Annotated in this window: 18 protein-coding genes; 3 read left to right on the top strand and 15 right to left on the bottom strand. The window is 51.5% G+C overall.

The features are described from left to right. Positions 1-261: 261 nt before the first annotated feature. The 12 genes from LRP50_RS10535 to flgB all read right to left on the bottom strand — a co-directional run bounded on the left by LRP50_RS10535 (position 262) and on the right by flgB (position 10,531). Positions 262-1,353, bottom strand: a complete 1,092-nt coding sequence (locus LRP50_RS10535) for a hypothetical protein (protein ID WP_274164420.1) — start codon at positions 1,351-1,353, stop codon at positions 262-264. A gap of 72 nt (positions 1,354-1,425) precedes the next feature. Then, positions 1,426-2,349 carry a flagellar hook-associated protein FlgL gene (gene flgL / locus LRP50_RS10530; RefSeq protein ID WP_274164419.1) on the bottom strand — a complete coding sequence of 308 codons (924 nt, stop codon included), beginning with the start codon at positions 2,347-2,349 and terminating at the stop codon, positions 1,426-1,428. A gap of 16 nt (positions 2,350-2,365) precedes the next feature. Further along, entirely contained in the window at positions 2,366-3,778 is a 1,413-nt protein-coding gene (gene flgK, locus LRP50_RS10525) for a flagellar hook-associated protein FlgK (protein ID WP_274164418.1), read from the bottom strand. Then, a complete protein-coding gene (locus LRP50_RS10520) occupies positions 3,775-4,335 on the bottom strand; it encodes a rod-binding protein (RefSeq protein ID WP_274164417.1) in 561 nt (186 codons plus the stop codon). The genes flgK and LRP50_RS10520 overlap by 4 nt, the downstream gene beginning before the upstream one ends. Beyond that, positions 4,335-5,405, bottom strand: coding sequence for a flagellar basal body P-ring protein FlgI (locus LRP50_RS10515; protein ID WP_274164495.1), 1,071 nt, complete (start codon positions 5,403-5,405; stop codon positions 4,335-4,337). Before LRP50_RS10515 ends, LRP50_RS10520 begins: the two co-directional genes overlap by 1 nt. Before the next feature lie 107 nt (positions 5,406-5,512). Continuing rightward, positions 5,513-6,178, bottom strand: a complete 666-nt coding sequence (flgH, locus tag LRP50_RS10510) for a flagellar basal body L-ring protein FlgH (RefSeq protein ID WP_420791219.1) — start codon at positions 6,176-6,178, stop codon at positions 5,513-5,515. An 86-nt stretch (positions 6,179-6,264) separates the two neighbouring features. Beyond that, entirely contained in the window at positions 6,265-7,050 is a 786-nt protein-coding gene (flgG, locus tag LRP50_RS10505) for a flagellar basal-body rod protein FlgG (protein WP_274164415.1), read from the bottom strand. Positions 7,051-7,076: 26 nt separating this feature from the next. Next, the gene (locus LRP50_RS10500) at positions 7,077-7,808 is read right to left on the bottom strand and encodes a flagellar basal body rod protein FlgF (protein WP_274164414.1); all 732 of its coding nucleotides are present in this window, start codon (positions 7,806-7,808) and stop codon (positions 7,077-7,079) included. Between the two features lie 11 nt (positions 7,809-7,819). Beyond that, a complete protein-coding gene (gene flgE, locus LRP50_RS10495) occupies positions 7,820-9,025 on the bottom strand; it encodes a flagellar hook protein FlgE (protein WP_274164413.1) in 1,206 nt (401 codons plus the stop codon). A 25-nt stretch (positions 9,026-9,050) separates the two neighbouring features. Continuing rightward, a complete protein-coding gene (locus LRP50_RS10490) occupies positions 9,051-9,722 on the bottom strand; it encodes a flagellar hook assembly protein FlgD (RefSeq protein WP_274164412.1) in 672 nt (223 codons plus the stop codon). Positions 9,723-9,730: 8 nt separating this feature from the next. After that, positions 9,731-10,150, bottom strand: a complete 420-nt coding sequence (gene flgC, locus LRP50_RS10485) for a flagellar basal body rod protein FlgC (RefSeq protein ID WP_274164411.1) — start codon at positions 10,148-10,150, stop codon at positions 9,731-9,733. A 6-nt stretch (positions 10,151-10,156) separates the two neighbouring features. Beyond that, complete coding sequence (gene flgB / locus LRP50_RS10480) at positions 10,157-10,531, bottom strand: flagellar basal body rod protein FlgB (RefSeq protein ID WP_274164494.1); 375 nt, start codon at positions 10,529-10,531, stop codon at positions 10,157-10,159. A 74-nt stretch (positions 10,532-10,605) separates the two neighbouring features. Here flgB and flgA point away from each other — a divergent pair, with 74 nt between their 5' ends. The 3 genes from flgA (at position 10,606) to LRP50_RS10465 (ending at position 12,259) form a co-directional block, all read left to right on the top strand. Beyond that, complete coding sequence (gene flgA, locus LRP50_RS10475; RefSeq protein WP_274164410.1) at positions 10,606-11,358, top strand: flagellar basal body P-ring formation chaperone FlgA; 753 nt, start codon at positions 10,606-10,608, stop codon at positions 11,356-11,358. Positions 11,359-11,455: 97 nt separating this feature from the next. Then, entirely contained in the window at positions 11,456-11,731 is a 276-nt protein-coding gene (flgM, locus tag LRP50_RS10470; protein ID WP_274164409.1) for a flagellar biosynthesis anti-sigma factor FlgM, read from the top strand. Positions 11,732-11,824: 93 nt separating this feature from the next. Further along, positions 11,825-12,259 carry a flagella synthesis protein FlgN gene (locus tag LRP50_RS10465; protein WP_274164408.1) on the top strand — a complete coding sequence of 145 codons (435 nt, stop codon included), beginning with the start codon at positions 11,825-11,827 and terminating at the stop codon, positions 12,257-12,259. Positions 12,260-12,341: 82 nt separating this feature from the next. Here the strand turns inward: LRP50_RS10465 and LRP50_RS10460 are convergent, their stop codons facing one another. From LRP50_RS10460 to fliH, 3 genes are read right to left on the bottom strand one after another with little or no spacing between them, the layout of a single operon-like run. After that, positions 12,342-12,779, bottom strand: a complete 438-nt coding sequence (locus tag LRP50_RS10460; RefSeq protein WP_274164407.1) for a flagellar export protein FliJ — start codon at positions 12,777-12,779, stop codon at positions 12,342-12,344. A 2-nt stretch (positions 12,780-12,781) separates the two neighbouring features. Beyond that, a complete protein-coding gene (gene fliI, locus LRP50_RS10455) occupies positions 12,782-14,122 on the bottom strand; it encodes a flagellar protein export ATPase FliI (RefSeq protein ID WP_274164406.1) in 1,341 nt (446 codons plus the stop codon). Next, positions 14,115-14,813 carry a flagellar assembly protein FliH gene (fliH, locus tag LRP50_RS10450; protein ID WP_274164405.1) on the bottom strand — a complete coding sequence of 233 codons (699 nt, stop codon included), beginning with the start codon at positions 14,811-14,813 and terminating at the stop codon, positions 14,115-14,117. The genes fliI and fliH overlap by 8 nt, the downstream gene beginning before the upstream one ends. Between the last annotated feature and the right edge of the window lies 1 nt (position 14,814).

The raw sequence follows: 14,814 nt of genomic DNA, 5'->3' as shown, positions 1-14,814 counted from the left end.
TTTCGCGATACATAGGGTTTCAGCGCGGCGTAATGGCCATCTGACCCAGTTCAATTTGGTTACATCTGATAAAGACGACCATTCGCGGCAGAGACTTAAACGCAAAAACGAAAAAAATCGCAGAAAAGCGTGAGGCGGGTTCAAGAGGGGTAACACGCGGTTAAAAACAGAATTAATCTTGGCACCTAGCGTATGCTTTAGGCACAAAAAAAGAGGTGGGGTTCCCCGCCTCTTTCTTGTTTAACTGGCGTATCTAAGCGCTTATTCGAGCAAAGCAACCACGTTGTGGCGCGTTGCATTGGCTTGTGCCAGCAGTGTCGGCACCGCATTGCTGACCAGTTGCAAGGTGATGCCTTCTGGCAGGTTGAACCAAGTGGCACTGAGTGCGCCGCTGTCTGTCACCATGGTGGAAGTCACTGGCTTGGTAAACGCCGTTTGCGCCAAATCCGCGTCGAGTTGTTTTTGCTTGTCGTCTAGCGCTTGCAAGGAATGACGTACGCTTTGCAGTACGCGCTCAATGTCCCCCAACGCTTTACGCACCGACTCTGGTTTATTGAAATCCAGCGCTTCTATATCTGGGCTGGCTTTGTCCGTGGTTTCCACTTTGGCTTTTATCGGGTTACCTGCAGGTAGAATCTGCCCACTGCCAGAAACCCAAATACCGCCTTTCACTTCAGACCAACGGCTTTTATCAACGCTAAACGACAGCTCGCCGTATTTGTCTAATCCCACTTGAATGTCTCGCGATGCCAGCGCTTTGTTCAAGCTTTCTGCCACATCACGCGGGGCATCTTCCCAGCTCACACGCGCACGCACCGAGCTTGGTTGCCCGCTATCAAACTGAAAACGTAACACTTCGTCTTGGTTTCGCCAGCCGTTCAGGCGTAAGCCTTTGACGGTGAAACCCGTTTGCTGGCTGTCACCGCGTAAACGCGGAGAGAGATCGTGAAACAGCAGTGGTTCGCCATCGTACTGGGCTTCTTTACTCAGTTTGGCGAGACGGTTTTTCATGTGGCCAAGCGATTGCTGAAGCTGCTGCTTCTCGCCTTCACGTGCTTGCAAGGTTCTACGGCCAAGCTGGCGCAGTTGCTCCAGCATGTTGACGGCTTCTTTCAACGCCTGTGCAGCACTTTCGGCATGCGCGACTTGTTGGTGGCGTGCACTGGTTTCAGCCAGTTGCCCACGTCGGTTGCCTTTACCAAAAGGCTGTTGGCGCTCTTCTGCCTGCTGATCGCGCTCGCGTTTCGGTTCGACGCGCTGAACGCCACCTATCGGCTGCGAGGAAACGCGGTCTAACGATGAGCCAGAGGTCGAGGTGACCTGAGGCTGACTGGTATTAATATGACTAACCACAGTGCACTCTTAATGGGATGTATTTTGGCGTTTGTTTAACAGCGTTATGGTCAATAAAGGGCCATTAGCCCTTTACATCATTTTAAACAAAGACAGGTTTTGGATCTTGGTGTACGACATTTGGGTCGCTTGTAGCGCGGCCATGTGCGTGTTGAGACGCAAAATCGCCTCACTGTAATCGAGATCTTCGACTTCGCCAATCAGATTATCATTCATCAATGCATTGTCTTCATGCGACCCTGAGATACGATCTAACGAAGCGCGTTGTCCACCCACTTCGGTCAAGACTTGACCCATGCCGTCCATCACGCCCGTGACGTTTGATTGCGCATTGGTGACTGAGCTGGTCAGTGCACTGCCCGTCACACCCGGGTCGCGCAGGTCTTTCACTAATGAATCCAAAGTATTGAAGATGTCGCTACCGTCTGATGCGCCGTTGAAAAACAGGTCACTGGCGGTCTGGTTAGCCGGCACATTGATCGACTCCGCGACCGAGACCATGCGCTGTTCATCGTTACCTTGAAACACGAATTTGCCGGTTTCAGGGTCACGCGCCACCGCTTCACTGTCGGTTTTGGTGCCAGAAAAAATATAATCGCCGTTCGGGTTTTTGCTGTTAGCTTCACCCACCAGCTGATCGAGCAGGCCTTCAAGCTCACTGGCAATGGCTTCTCGACCACCCATTTCGCTGTTGCTGGCATTCAGGACGCTGGTCACCAACTCTTCAACACGTAACATGGCATTGTGCGACGCATCAATGTGCGATTCGGTCAATCCCAGCTGCTTTTCTAGATTGGTGATGTTTTTCTGAAATTGCGAGATGTTGGATTGCTCTCGGTTGAGCATCATCACTTGCACTGCACCGAGGGGATCGTCCGAGGCTGCCAGCATCTTTTTCTGGGTGCCCATTTGCGCTAGGGCCGTGTTCACGCCAGAGGTTGAGTTCTGGATGCTGGTGAACATCATGTCGTTAAGTTGAGATGAGCTTAAACGCATTTTGAATCCTCGCCGATCAGTTAAACATGCTCATGGTAATGTCCAACAGCTGCTGCGCTGTGGAGATCACCTTGGAGTTGGCTTGATACATTTGGGTAAACTGCATCAAACTCACCGCTTCTTCATCAAGGTTCACACCACTGATGCTTTCGCGAGCGTTCTCTGCATGCTTCAACTGACTTTCTGCTGATGTCATGTCGGTTTTCGACTGCGACGTTTTAATCGCCCAATCGCCACTCAAACCGGTATATGCGGTGTAGAGTGATTTGCCGTTGATACTGTCGATGGCGTTGCCATACTTCTCAGCATCGGCGGCTGATAGCGTGGTTTTATCAATGTTGATTTCGGCATTTTTCAGGCCGATTAGCGCTTGTAAGTTGTCACTATTACCCGGCTCATCAACGGTACCGTTACCCGCAAATGCCAGCTCTTTCGGGTCTGTTACCAGCAAGGTAAGGTTTTTGGCTGCGCCTTCAATTTGATCAACACCGCCAAACACAGGTTTACCTGGGTTGCCATTCAGATCCACACCTTGGGTGTGTTGCGCGTTGAATTGCGTCGCAAAGCTGTATGCCATCACGTCGAGCTCATGCTCGAGATCGCTCAAGTGCTCATCGCGGTAATTCACCAAACCACCGATAGTGCCGCCCACATTGTGGTTCAAGGCAAACTTGCTATCGCCACGCTCTAGCAATAATTCGCCATCTTGGTTTGTGGTGAGCTTGCTGGCAGTCGTGCCGCTCACCAATGGCTGACCTTGGCCCAAAGAGACCGCGACAGTGCCATCGGTGTTGTAGGTTGTGCTGATGTCCATCATGGAGGACAGCTCAGTCAGCGCTTTGTCACGCGCATCCAGTAGGGATGAACGTTCTGCGTCTGAGCCGCCCGCTTCACGCAGGCTCTTGTTAAGGCTCGCTAGGCTTGCCATCAAGGTGTTGGCGGTTTTAGCGCCCGCATTTAACTGACCATCAACCTGATTTTTCTGGTTTTCCAGCTGGCTGCTGAGGTTGTTAAAGCGATCAACCATGGCTTCGTTTTGACTCACGATAGTCTGACGATAAGCAATGTCTTGCGGCTGCGCAGAGGCTTCACTCAGCGCGGCGTAAAAGCGGTCTAGGCCAATGTTAATGCTGGTATTGTCGCTGTTCAGCAACCCTTCGGTTTGGCTTAGATATTGTGTCGAGACCTGCTTATAACCAAACCCACTGCGTTGGGTGTGAATTTGAAGATGCAGGTAGGTATCAGACATTCGCTCGACGTCTGACACCATGACGCCACCACCCATGCCGTTGCCATTGATTTGTGCGCCGAAGCCCACGCGCTGACGGCTGTATCCTGGCGTCATGGCATTGGTAATGTTGTGACCGGTCACGGACAGGCCAGCGTTGGCCGCATTCAGTCCCGATAATCCAATATTAAATAAGCTCATAGGTCATCTTTTTCAGCTGACAATTCAGCACCTTGAAGCGACAACGTGTCCGTTGTGGCTGCGCGGCTAAATTGCATATGTTGCGACAATGGTGCCGTTCCCGTCATCCAATGTGGTCGGCTATTTGCCGCTGTTGGACAAGACGATAAGGCCGCGTCAATGGGGTCGATCGTAAACGCGTTCTGGTTTTCTCTCGTGCTATGGTTATTCATAGCGACCATTTCTGCTTCGGGCTTAAATTCATTTTTTTGCCCTAACTGACGCACCAACATGTCGGCAATGCCAAGGCTCTGCTGTTGGCCCATTTCAACGGCTAACTGACCATCAAACATTTCGCGGTAGAACTTTTGCTGACGACTATTGAGAAAGCCATCTTCTTCGTCTTGCAGCGCATCCGATGCCTGACGCATGTGCTTTAACACGGTCTGCAAAAACAGCGATTCGAACTCGCCCGACGCCATTTTCAAGGCGGCGTCTTTGTCTGGGTTGCCTTTGATGTTCTGCAGCTCATGCGTGTCGTTATATAAACGCTGCGTATCTTGCTCTTGAATCTTCATTACAAAATCACCAACTCGCCGTCCAATGCACCCGCTTCGTCCAGCGCGATCAGAATGGCCATCAAATCACTTGGCGATGCGCCAAGGCTGTTAACTGCATCGACCAAGGTGTGCAGTGACGCGCCTTGTTTACTTTCAGGCCAAATGAAGACTTTGCCTTTTTCTTCGTCCACCGAGACCTGCGTTTCAGGCGTCACCATGGTGTCGCCTCTGCCAAACGCATTCGGCTGGCTCACGTTGAAGTTTTCCATCACGCTAACGGTCAAGTTGCCGTGGCTGACAGCGGCAGAGTGAATGTGAACGTCTTTGCCCACCACAATCGTGCCAGTACGCGCATTGAAGACGATGCGGTCGCGGCGATTGTTTTCTTCGATGTCGAGCTCTTCCAGCATGGCGAGAAACGTGACGCGCTGGCTGCCATCTTGCGGCGCTCGCACACGAATACGCGCATGGCTTTCAGCCAACGCCACTTCAGGGCCAAAGACATTGTTGATGGCTTTTTCAATGTTACGGGCGGTATTGAAATTCGGCTTTTTCAGGTTCAGGACGATGTCTTGTTCGGTCGCAAACGTGGAGTGCACTTCTCGCTCGATGATCGCACCGTTAGGGATCAAACCTGCGGTAGGAATGTTGATGGTAATGCCTGAACCGCTATTACCTTCGGCTTTCACGCCGCCAACCACAAGGTTGCCCTGCGCCATGGCATAGATTTGACCATCGGCCCCTTTCAGTGGGGTCAGCAGCAAGGTACCGCCGCGCAGGCTTTTTGCGTCACCAATCGAGGCGACGGTCACATCCATGACCTGCCCTTTGCCCCCAAGCGATGGCAAGGTTGCACTGACGGCAACCGCCGCGACGTTTTTCAGTTTCGGATCCGCGCCTGCAGGCAGCTGAACACCAAACTGACTCAACATGTTCTTCACCGACTGCTGGGTAAATTTGGTTTGGCTTTTATCACCCGTGCCGCTTAAACCCACGACTAGGCCATAGCCCACCAGCTGGTTTTCACGAATACCTTTGATATCGGCAATACTCAACAACGGACGCGCCATGGCGTCGGTAGACAGCATGGCGGTAGACAGCGTTGCCGTCAGCAGTGTGAAAAAGACAGCCGCATTGACATGCATCAGACGCACAAACGCGTGTCGTACTCCAAGAGTCTTTAGATTGGGAGTCATTAAATTGGGAACCATGAACTGTTGAAGAATCGCGTGAGCCAACCCGCTTCATTGGCGTCAGCCAACGCACCACGGCCAGAGTATGTAATACGAGCATCGCCTAAACGCTGAGAAGAAACTTGGTTGTTTCCATCAATGTCATCCACACGGATAAGGCCAGACAGACGAATATATTCATCCCCCTGATTCAGGCGCAGCCATTTTTCACCGCGAATACGCAGCACACCATTAGGCATCACGTCGTTAACCATCACGGTAATGCTGCCCGACAGGGAGTTTTGCTGTGAACTGGATGACGCGCCATCAAAATCACGCTCACCGTTCATGCCCACTTGGCCCTTCGGGTATGTCTTACCAAACAAGGTGGGAACGCCAATCGACACATCACTGCTCTTATCAAAACTGGTGCCCGCTTTTTTGCTCGAGCGGGTTTGTTCATCAAGCGTGATGGTCAGAATGTCACCCACACGAAACGCACGGCGATCTTGAAACAGCGCCATCGCATAATTGGCGCTGAACAGGCCGCCATCTGGGTCGGCAATGTATTCCGGCATTTCCATTGGCGGAACAATCTCTTCCGGTTGACGGTCAACCACCGAGGAAACAGGCGCACACCCGACCAATACTGCACAAAGAAGTGCAGCAAACAGTCGAAACACGTTCACGATCTTACTATGTTGATAGTGACGTTGATAATGACCTTGATGAGACAGGCTCACGGACGATTTATTCACCTACCGACCCTTATTGATTACATTGATTGGCTGACAAATTTCAGCATTTGATCGGCGCTTGAAACCACTTTGGCATTCATTTCGTAAGCACGTTGCGTGGTGATCATATTGACCATTTCTTCCACGACACTCACGTTTGAACCTTCAAGGCTGAACTGGCTGAGGTAGCCCAAACCGTCTTCACCCGGCACACCTTCAATCGGTGCACCTGACGCACCCGTTTCACGGAACAAGTTGCCGCCCAAACCTTCCAAACCCGCTGGGTTGGTAAAGTTTGCTAGCGTCAATTGACCCAGCTCTTGTGGCTCAGCGTCACCGGGAATGGTCACGTTCACAATGCCGTCTTTACCCACGGAAAAGTTCAGCGCGTTCTCTGGAATTTCCACGTTGGGCATCAAAGGTAAGCCCGCGGCGGTGACCATCATGCCTTCGCTGTTACGGTGGAATTGACCGTTACGCGTAAACGCAGTGGTGCCATCTGGCATTTCGATTTGGAAAAAACCGCCGCCCATGATCGCCATGTCAGTCGCTTGCTGGGTGTTTTGGTACGAACCGCTGCGCATCAGCTTTTGCGTACCCACGGTGCGAACACCATTACCTAGCTGAAGGCCGCCCGGCGCTTCGTTTTGTTGGTCCGTCAACGAACCTGGTTGCTTTTGGGTTTGGTAGAACAAGTCTTCAAACACCACACGATCTTGCTTAAAGCCAACCGTGTTAACGTTCGCTAGGTTGTTCGAAATAACCTGCATTTGGGTGTCTTGCGCGGCAAGACCCGTTTTGCTTACCCACAGTGCTGCGTGCATAAAGTGAATCTCTCTTCTTACGAGGATCAGTTACCACGGACAACGCGATTACCGGTAGAGGCAAGATCCTCAGCGGCTTTCATCATCTTGACCTGGAACTCAAAATTTCGGGACAACGCGATATTGTTGACCAAGGCATCAATGGCGTTAACGTTGCTGCTTTCTACATAACCTGACGCCACGGTGACAGTTTCATCCATGGCTGCAGGCTCTCCGCCTCGCATACGGAAAAGGCCATCATCGGACTTGCGTAGCTGCGCGTGATCCGGCTTGATGAGCTTGAGGCGACCGATTTCCTGCACTGCAGTAGCACCTGCAGTGACCACGGAAATGGTACCGTCAGAGCCGATAGTCAGTTTTTCATGCTCAGGAATCACGATCTGACCACCGTCGCCAATCACGGGGCGATCACCCAGCAGCAACTCACCGTTCTCATTCAGGTGAAACGAGCCAGCACGGGTGTAGGCTTCATCGTCTTCGCCCGCTTGAACGGCAAAGAAGCCGTCGCCACGAATCGCAACATCCAACGGGTTATCGGTGTGCTTTAGCGCACCAACCGAGAAGTCAGTGCCGCCATCGCGTGCGGCAACCAAGGTGCGAGTCTGATAACCCTGACCAGTCACCTCAACGCTCTGCGCCTGTTCGATATCCGTGCGGAAGCCGTCCGTGCTCACGTTGGCAAGGTTATTGGCGTGTACCTGTTGCGACATCATCACGCGTGTCGCACCCGATACCGCGGTAAAAAGCATCTTATCCATGGTTTAGCCCGTTACAGGTTCTGGAACAGGATCTGAACCATTTCTTGGTTAGCCTGAATGGTTTTGGCGTTAGCTTGATAGTTACTTTGCGCAGACATCAAAGACACCATTTCGCCCGTTAGATCCACGTTAGAGCCTTCGTACATACCCGTACGCAGCGCACCAAATTGACCCGTACCAGGCTGCCCATACAACGCAGAGCCGGAAGAGAAACTCTCCGTCCAACGTGTACCGCCTGCTTGCTGCAGACCTTCTTGGTTAGCAAAGCGTGCCAGCACCAATTGGCCTTGAACCTGTGTTTTACCGTTTGAGTAACGCGCGAATACCGAACCGTCTTGGTCGAAGTACCAACCCGCTAGCTTGCCGGGTGCATAACCATCTTGTTTGTTCTCGTTGATAGAGAACTCACTACCAAATTGGGTGAAATCAGCCACGTCCATTTTCAGCGTCATTTCTGCTGAGCCGTTGCTTGGTGTAAACGTCAACGACACTGGCTCGGTTGGTTTGGTTAGCTCACCATTGGCGTCAAACTCTAAGTTAGCGCTCTCGGTAGGCGCGGCATCGCCATCCACCAAGTAATGCGTGGTCCATTTGTTGTCGTCGGTTTTCACGTAGTATTGGGTTACTTCGTGCTCGCCGCCCAGTGAATCGAATACGGTGGTGGTCGCGCTGAAAGTAAACGATGATGGGTCATCTTTGTCGAACGGCGTCGCCGTTGTATCAACCACGGTTGCGCCCGCATCCAAGTTCACGCCCAGTGACACTTTTGACGTCACTTTTGCTGCCATGTCTGCGGTTGAGATTTGCAGATCGGTCAATGAACCGTTTTGGATATCGCCTGTTTGCGATACGCCGAAACCTTGCAAACGGTAGCCATCCGACGTGACTAGGTAGCCATCGGCATCCAAGTTGAATACGCCGTTACGCGAATACATTTGCTGACCATTGTTCTGAACCATGAAGAAGCCTTCACCGTTAATCGCAAGGTCACTGTTGCGGCCTGTTGCTGTTGTTGCGCCGCTGGTAAAGCTTTGACGAATGGCGCTGGTTTCGACACCACCCATTTCGCCGCCACCAAACTGCGGTGCGTAAACATCTTGAAACTCGGTACGTGATGCTTTGTAGCCAATGGTGCCAACGTTGGAAATGTTGTGGCTGATGGCATTGATTTGGTCTGAAGTTGCGCGAAGGCCACTTAATCCGATATTGATAGACATTTATTTAAGATCCTTTATTCAACCGTTAGGCCGTAATTTCACGCATGTCGTACATCGACATTTTTCCAATGCCTTTCAGGCTCAGCATGATCGCGCCGCCACCAGAAGGGATATTCACTGATTCGACTTCCGCCGCAATCATCACGCTGTGTGTGCCCGCGTCATCGCCGGTCTCGCTCACAACTTCAAAATGAAACTCGCCTGCGCCAAGCTCTTCCGCTGAAATCTCGAACTCAGCAAGACCGGCTGGCTGTGCGCCCAGTTTAATTTCGTCAACAACTTTGCCTTTGTCGTCGTAGATCACCACTTTTGCGCTGTCTACGGCTTCATCGAACTGCACGCGGCCTTCAACCACTTGGTTCTCTTTCAGCTCAAGGCCGTTGTTCACGTCCATCAGCACTTTCTTGCCAACAAGGTTGGTGGCTTGAAGCATCTCAACGTTGGTCATACCGATGTTCAAGTTGCCTAAACCAGCTTTCACGCCTTCCAAACTTTCAACCGCTGACATCATGCCCAACTGGGTCAGGTATTCCGTGCCGTCTGTCGGGTTCAATGGGTTCTGGTTTTGGATCTGTGCCACCATCATGGTGAGGAAGTCGTTACCCGTTGGGTTAACGCCATTGGCACCCACTTGCGCTTCACTTGCTACGCCCGGAGCGTTGTACATCGCTTCCGATCTTACTTGTGCTAAGCTCATTCCGGCTCCTAGCTCGTCTGTCCAAGGCGCAGAATGCTTTGCTGCATGCTTCGTGCACGCGTCATCACATCGACGTTGGTTTCAAAATTGCGTGATGCAGACATCATGTCGGCCATTTCTTCAATCGGGTTCACTTGTGAAAAGAACACATACCCTTCTTGATTTGCCTGCGGGTGATTCGGCTCATAGCGACGTTGCAAAGGTTCAGTGCTCTCTTCGACGTCTTTGATTCGTACCATCGCGCCTTGTGTGCCGCTGTCTGATTCGATCATCACGGTTTCGAAAACCGGACGTTTTGCACGGTAACCATTTTGCTCAGAGCCTGACACCACATCCGCATTCGCGAGATTACTCGCCACCGCGTTAAGGCGTACGGTTTGAGCGGTCATCGCAGAGCCTGCGATTTCATAAATGCTTGAAAAAGACATGCTTTATTACTGCCCCTTAATCGCAGATCGTAATCCGCTAAACTTCATGTTTAAAAACGTCATGCTGGTCTCAAATGCCATGGCATTTTCAGCAAACTTCGCTTGTTCGATACCCAGTTCCACCGTGTTACCATCTTGCGAGGGCTGCATCGGGTTGCGATAAAGCATCTCGTGGTGTTGCGATATGCTGCGACGTTGCATGTGCTTCGCTCGCGCTTGACTCGCCACGCTATCCATCGCATTTTCAAAGCTAATATCACGCGCTTTGAAGTGAGGGGTATCGGCATTCGCTAAGTTGCCGGCGATGACCTTTGCGCGTTCAGTTCTAAACGCTAAAGCACTCGGGTGAACCCCTAACGCTTGTTCAAAATCGATGGCCATGTTGTCCGTCACACAATATAAATTCTCTGCCATTAAGCATTTATCGTGCCAAACAATTTGAGGCTAATTTTTCAATGAGTTACGAACAGATCGCACAGGAGCCCGCCCCTAAGCGGAAGCAACGCTTCCTCCTGCATTTTCTGTGCAGTTGGGCACTCCTTGGTGTGTTGTTAGCAGCGCCCGTGGCACAGGCCAACGCATCAATGCTAAGTCGCGAGGAGGTGGTCGCTTACATTGAGCGGTCAGTCAACGCGTTTGCACGCTCGATAAACAGTCATTCCGTTGATGTCACGGTGGATGAATTTAAGATCCCTGGTGTGTGCGACACCCCTGTGAAAATGGAACTGAGCGACCCAAGCAGGCCAGTGGGGCGCATGACACTCACACTCATCTGCGAACAGCCCCGTTATTGGAAAACGCGTGTCAAAGCCCAATCGGCTGTGACGGTTGATATGGTGGTGGCGAAAAAACCGCTAAAACGTGGACAAAGTATTCAAGGGGGCGATTTAAGCTCAAAAGCCGTCAACATCGCCTACGTTCGATACAGTTACTTCACTGAAAAGAAAAAACTTATTGGCAAGGTGGTGAGCAGAAACGTGTCTGCAGGGCGTGTGCTCACTCCCCGCTTGGTGGAAATGCCTGAGTGGGTGAAGCGCGATGATGTGGTGATTATTGAAGCACGACGCGATAATATGCTCGCCCGAATGAAGGGCATTGCTTTGGAAAGTGGCAGTGAGGGCGACACCATTCGGGTGAAAAACATCACCTCAGAGAAAGAGATTCAGGCTACGGTTTCTGCGCCCGGTACCGTCTCCACCACGTTTTGATCTGCCGCGACCACAATTTTTCATTTTTTGACTTAAGTTCTCAACAAATGTGGTCGTCTTGTTATTATCAGAACACAGATTATTTGGGTATTGGGCGATGATCGGAAACATTGGATTCACACAGTCCACAAGCTATGTGCGTGAAACAAATACCGTTGGCGCAGAAAAAACGCCAGCCAAACAGCCTTCGAATGTTGAGCTAAGCGCGGATATGCGCACCTTGAACGCAGCGAAAGAATCGATGAAACAATCTTCTGACGTTGATATGGATAAAGTGGCAGCAATGAAAGCCATGCTGAAAAGCGGCAACCTCGACGTGAACCTAGACAACCTAGCCGACAGCATCGTTGAGTATTACTCGCCATCTAAGTAACACGACAGGTAACGCGCAATAAATAACGCAATCACGTCGTGTCGCCATGGCGACAAAGCTTCATCAACCACATTCTCAGGCTCGACGTAAATCATGACCGATCGCACTACCCTTGTGAAAAACCTATTGTCTGATCTGGCAAACGACGCTGCGCAATATGCAGATCTTGAATCTCTGCTGTCGCAGCAACATACCTTCTTGAACCGTCGAGAAAGTCAGTCACTCAATACCATTAATGCCCGCGTTCAGCCCTTGATGGATTCGCTAAATTCACGCGCACAGCGCAGAGTGAAGTGTCTTGAATTGCTGGGTGTATCCGCCGATGACGCGGGAATGAGGAAGGTATTGGCAGCATTGCCTGAAGCCTATGGTCGACAAGGTTTGACTCACTGGCAGAGCATTTACGATCTGGCAAAACGCTGCCAAGAGCAGAACAACGCCAATGGTCGTTTACTGGCTCAACAAAAGCAGATTTTTGACAAACTGCTAAAACCTGAAAACGCATTTAGCTACGCGCCCAATCTCTAATTTTCAACCGCACTCGCTTTTGAAATCAGATCACGCCTTAGAGAGTGGACTTATCCGCTCTCTGATATCCAGTTAGCAACCGTTAGCGACACAAACGACGACGAAAACTCGCCTGCATGGCCAGCTCATCCATCATCTTCTGCTCGCTTTTGGCTTTCTTTTGATTGATGGCGGTAAGACGCTTTTCAATCACTTTCTCGCACATCTTTACTTGTCGATGCTGAGAGACCACGCGCTCATTGACGCTGCGAAGCTCGATTTCAGATAGCGCCATCTCTTGCTTTTGCATCACGCTCAAACTTTCTAGCTGTCCGCGAAAACGCACCGTGCCTTTCATTAAAATGGCCGACACCTGATTGCCCGTTGAAAACCCATATTGGGTCTTCAACCCTTCTAGCAGTTCGAAACGTTCTTGATGCGCCAAGTGAGTACGAGTGGCATTTCCCGCTTGGGCTTTCAAATCGTCCAATCGCTTTTGTTGCTGATCGCGATAGCCTGAGACGGCAGCAATACGTCGCATAATTACTCTACACCCGGTAATTGCATGATTTGTCCAAGGCTGTCATTGAGGGTGACTTTCTCGCTCATGGTCTGCTGAAGAAACTGACAAATAGAAGGATATGCCTGTACCGCCAAATCGAGCGTGCGATCCGACCCCGGCTGATAACCCCCAAGTGAAATGAGCTCCTGAACCTGACGGTATCGGGCGTACAGTTGCTTCACCCTTTGTGCGCGTCTGAGATGATCGGGCGACACAATTTGCGGCATGGCTCGGCTGATCGACTGTTCAATGTCGATAGCGGGATAGTGTCCCTGCTCTGCCAATTCACGATTCAAAACAATGTGACCATCCAAAATCGCACGCGCTGCATCGGCGATAGGGTCTTGCTGATCGTCACCTTCGGATAAAACCGTATAAAACGCGGTGATAGAGCCACTGTCTTTCGCGCCATTACCGGCTCGCTCGACAAGCTGAGGCAACAGACTAAAGACTGAAGGCGGATAGCCTTTGGTGGCTGGCGGTTCGCCGACAGCCAACGCGATTTCACGCTGGGCTTGTGCGTATCGCGTCAGCGAGTCCATCAGCAATAGGACATCTTTACCCTGATCGCGAAAGTATTCAGCGATGCGATGGCAAAGAACAGAAGCGCGAAGTCGCATCAGCGGTGAATCATCCGCTGGCGAGGCAATCACCACGGCATTGCGCATGCCTTCTTCGCCCAACGAATGCTCGATAAATTCACGCACCTCTCGGCCACGCTCACCAATCAAACCGACAACCGTAATTTGTGCGGTGGTGTTGCGGGTCATCATACCCAGCAACACACTCTTGCCGACGCCTGAACCTGCAAACAAGCCTAACCGCTGACCTTTACCCACGCAGAGCATGCTATTGATGGCGCGAACGCCCACATCGAGCTGCTCAGAAATAGGCTGGCGTTTGAGCGGGTTGATGCTCTCCCCTTGCAAAGGAACGCGCTGCTCGCAATAAAGCGGTCCTAAGCTGTCTAGCGGTTCGCCCAACCCATTGAGAACACGCCCCAACATATTTGGGCCAACTTGAATTTTGCTGTCACCGTGCAATGGCAACACACGGCTTCCCGGGCGCAACCCCGTGGTGTGCCGAATGGGCATTAACACGGTGGCGTGGCGATCGAACCCGACGACTTCCGCTTCCACCAAATCACCGTGATCGGTTTCCACCAAACAACGCTGACCGGTACACAAACGACACCCTACCGCTTCCATAGTAAGGCCAGCCATTCTGACTAAGCGCCCATAGCTGCGCGCCACCGGAATGTCTGGAATGTGTTGGCTGGCAGTGGTTAAACGCGCCGTGAGTTCAGAAGCAAAATCACGCATCGGCCATCAAGCTCTCACGCACCGCATCCATGCAGGCATCCAATCGCTCTTCGGTGTCGGCGATGGCTTCTGCATCTTCACTGATCACGCGGCAACTGCCGGTTGCCAGTGACTCGTCTTGTCGTAACTCCCAACCAGACACTGCATCTGGCATTAGCTCAATCAAACGCTGGCAATCACTCGGGTTCAAGAACACGGTGATCTGACTTTTCTGCTCTGGGATTTGTGCCAAGGTCTCTTCAATCAGTCGCAACATTTGACCTGGCTGAAGAGTTAGCTCGGCACGAATCACCTGACGAGCCACCTTCTGCACCAAATCGCAGATCATTTCGCTTTGGTCGCGAACATGCTGATGAAAAAGGGTTTCAATCTGCTTGGTCAGTTGGTCTACCGCTGCAACAGAGCCACTCATGTGCCCGCGCACTTGTTCAACACCTTGCTGGACGCCTTGCTGTCTACCTTCGAGTAGACCTTGCTGCGTACCCGCTTCGATGCCTTGCGACAAACCTTCCTGATAGCCTTGCTCATGGCCTTTTTGCTGACCATCGTCAAAACCATTTTGGTAGTCATCCTGATAACTTGTGCCTTCTTCGGCGAACATGTCATCATCTGACCCCATTAAAGGCGGAAAGTGATAGTTTCGAAATTGACCCAGTTGTGGGTGCAGGATCAGTGGGCTATTTTTTTTCATG

The organism is Enterovibrio gelatinilyticus, from assembly GCF_028683095.1.
GTDB lineage: Bacteria > Pseudomonadota > Gammaproteobacteria > Enterobacterales > Vibrionaceae > Enterovibrio > Enterovibrio gelatinilyticus.
Note: the sequence above shows the minus strand (reverse complement) of the source record. Positions and strands in the feature narration are given on the sequence as shown.

Excerpts from the sequence above, each read along its gene's own strand:
- flgL (WP_274164419.1), bottom strand. The coding sequence starts at position 2,349 with ATGCGTTTAAGCTCATCTCAACTTAACGACATGATGTTCACCAGCATC.
- flgK (WP_274164418.1), bottom strand. The coding sequence starts at position 3,778 with ATGAGCTTATTTAATATTGGATTATCGGGACTGAATGCGGCCAACGCT.
- LRP50_RS10520 (WP_274164417.1), bottom strand. The coding sequence starts at position 4,335 with ATGAAGATTCAAGAGCAAGATACGCAGCGTTTATATAACGACACGCAT.
- LRP50_RS10515 (WP_274164495.1), bottom strand. The coding sequence starts at position 5,405 with ATGCTGTCTACCGACGCCATGGCGCGTCCGTTGTTGAGTATTGCCGAT.
- flgG (WP_274164415.1), bottom strand. The coding sequence starts at position 7,050 with ATGCACGCAGCACTGTGGGTAAGCAAAACGGGTCTTGCCGCGCAAGAC.
- LRP50_RS10500 (WP_274164414.1), bottom strand. The coding sequence starts at position 7,808 with ATGGATAAGATGCTTTTTACCGCGGTATCGGGTGCGACACGCGTGATG.
- flgE (WP_274164413.1), bottom strand. The coding sequence starts at position 9,025 with ATGTCTATCAATATCGGATTAAGTGGCCTTCGCGCAACTTCAGACCAA.
- LRP50_RS10490 (WP_274164412.1), bottom strand. The coding sequence starts at position 9,722 with ATGAGCTTAGCACAAGTAAGATCGGAAGCGATGTACAACGCTCCGGGC.
- flgC (WP_274164411.1), bottom strand. The coding sequence starts at position 10,150 with ATGTCTTTTTCAAGCATTTATGAAATCGCAGGCTCTGCGATGACCGCT.
- flgB (WP_274164494.1), bottom strand. The coding sequence starts at position 10,531 with ATGGCCATCGATTTTGAACAAGCGTTAGGGGTTCACCCGAGTGCTTTA.
- flgA (WP_274164410.1), top strand. The coding sequence starts at position 10,606 with ATGAGTTACGAACAGATCGCACAGGAGCCCGCCCCTAAGCGGAAGCAA.
- flgM (WP_274164409.1), top strand. The coding sequence starts at position 11,456 with ATGATCGGAAACATTGGATTCACACAGTCCACAAGCTATGTGCGTGAA.
- LRP50_RS10465 (WP_274164408.1), top strand. The coding sequence starts at position 11,825 with ATGACCGATCGCACTACCCTTGTGAAAAACCTATTGTCTGATCTGGCA.
- LRP50_RS10460 (WP_274164407.1), bottom strand. The coding sequence starts at position 12,779 with ATGCGACGTATTGCTGCCGTCTCAGGCTATCGCGATCAGCAACAAAAG.
- fliI (WP_274164406.1), bottom strand. The coding sequence starts at position 14,122 with ATGCGTGATTTTGCTTCTGAACTCACGGCGCGTTTAACCACTGCCAGC.
- fliH (WP_274164405.1), bottom strand. The coding sequence starts at position 14,813 with ATGAAAAAAAATAGCCCACTGATCCTGCACCCACAACTGGGTCAATTT.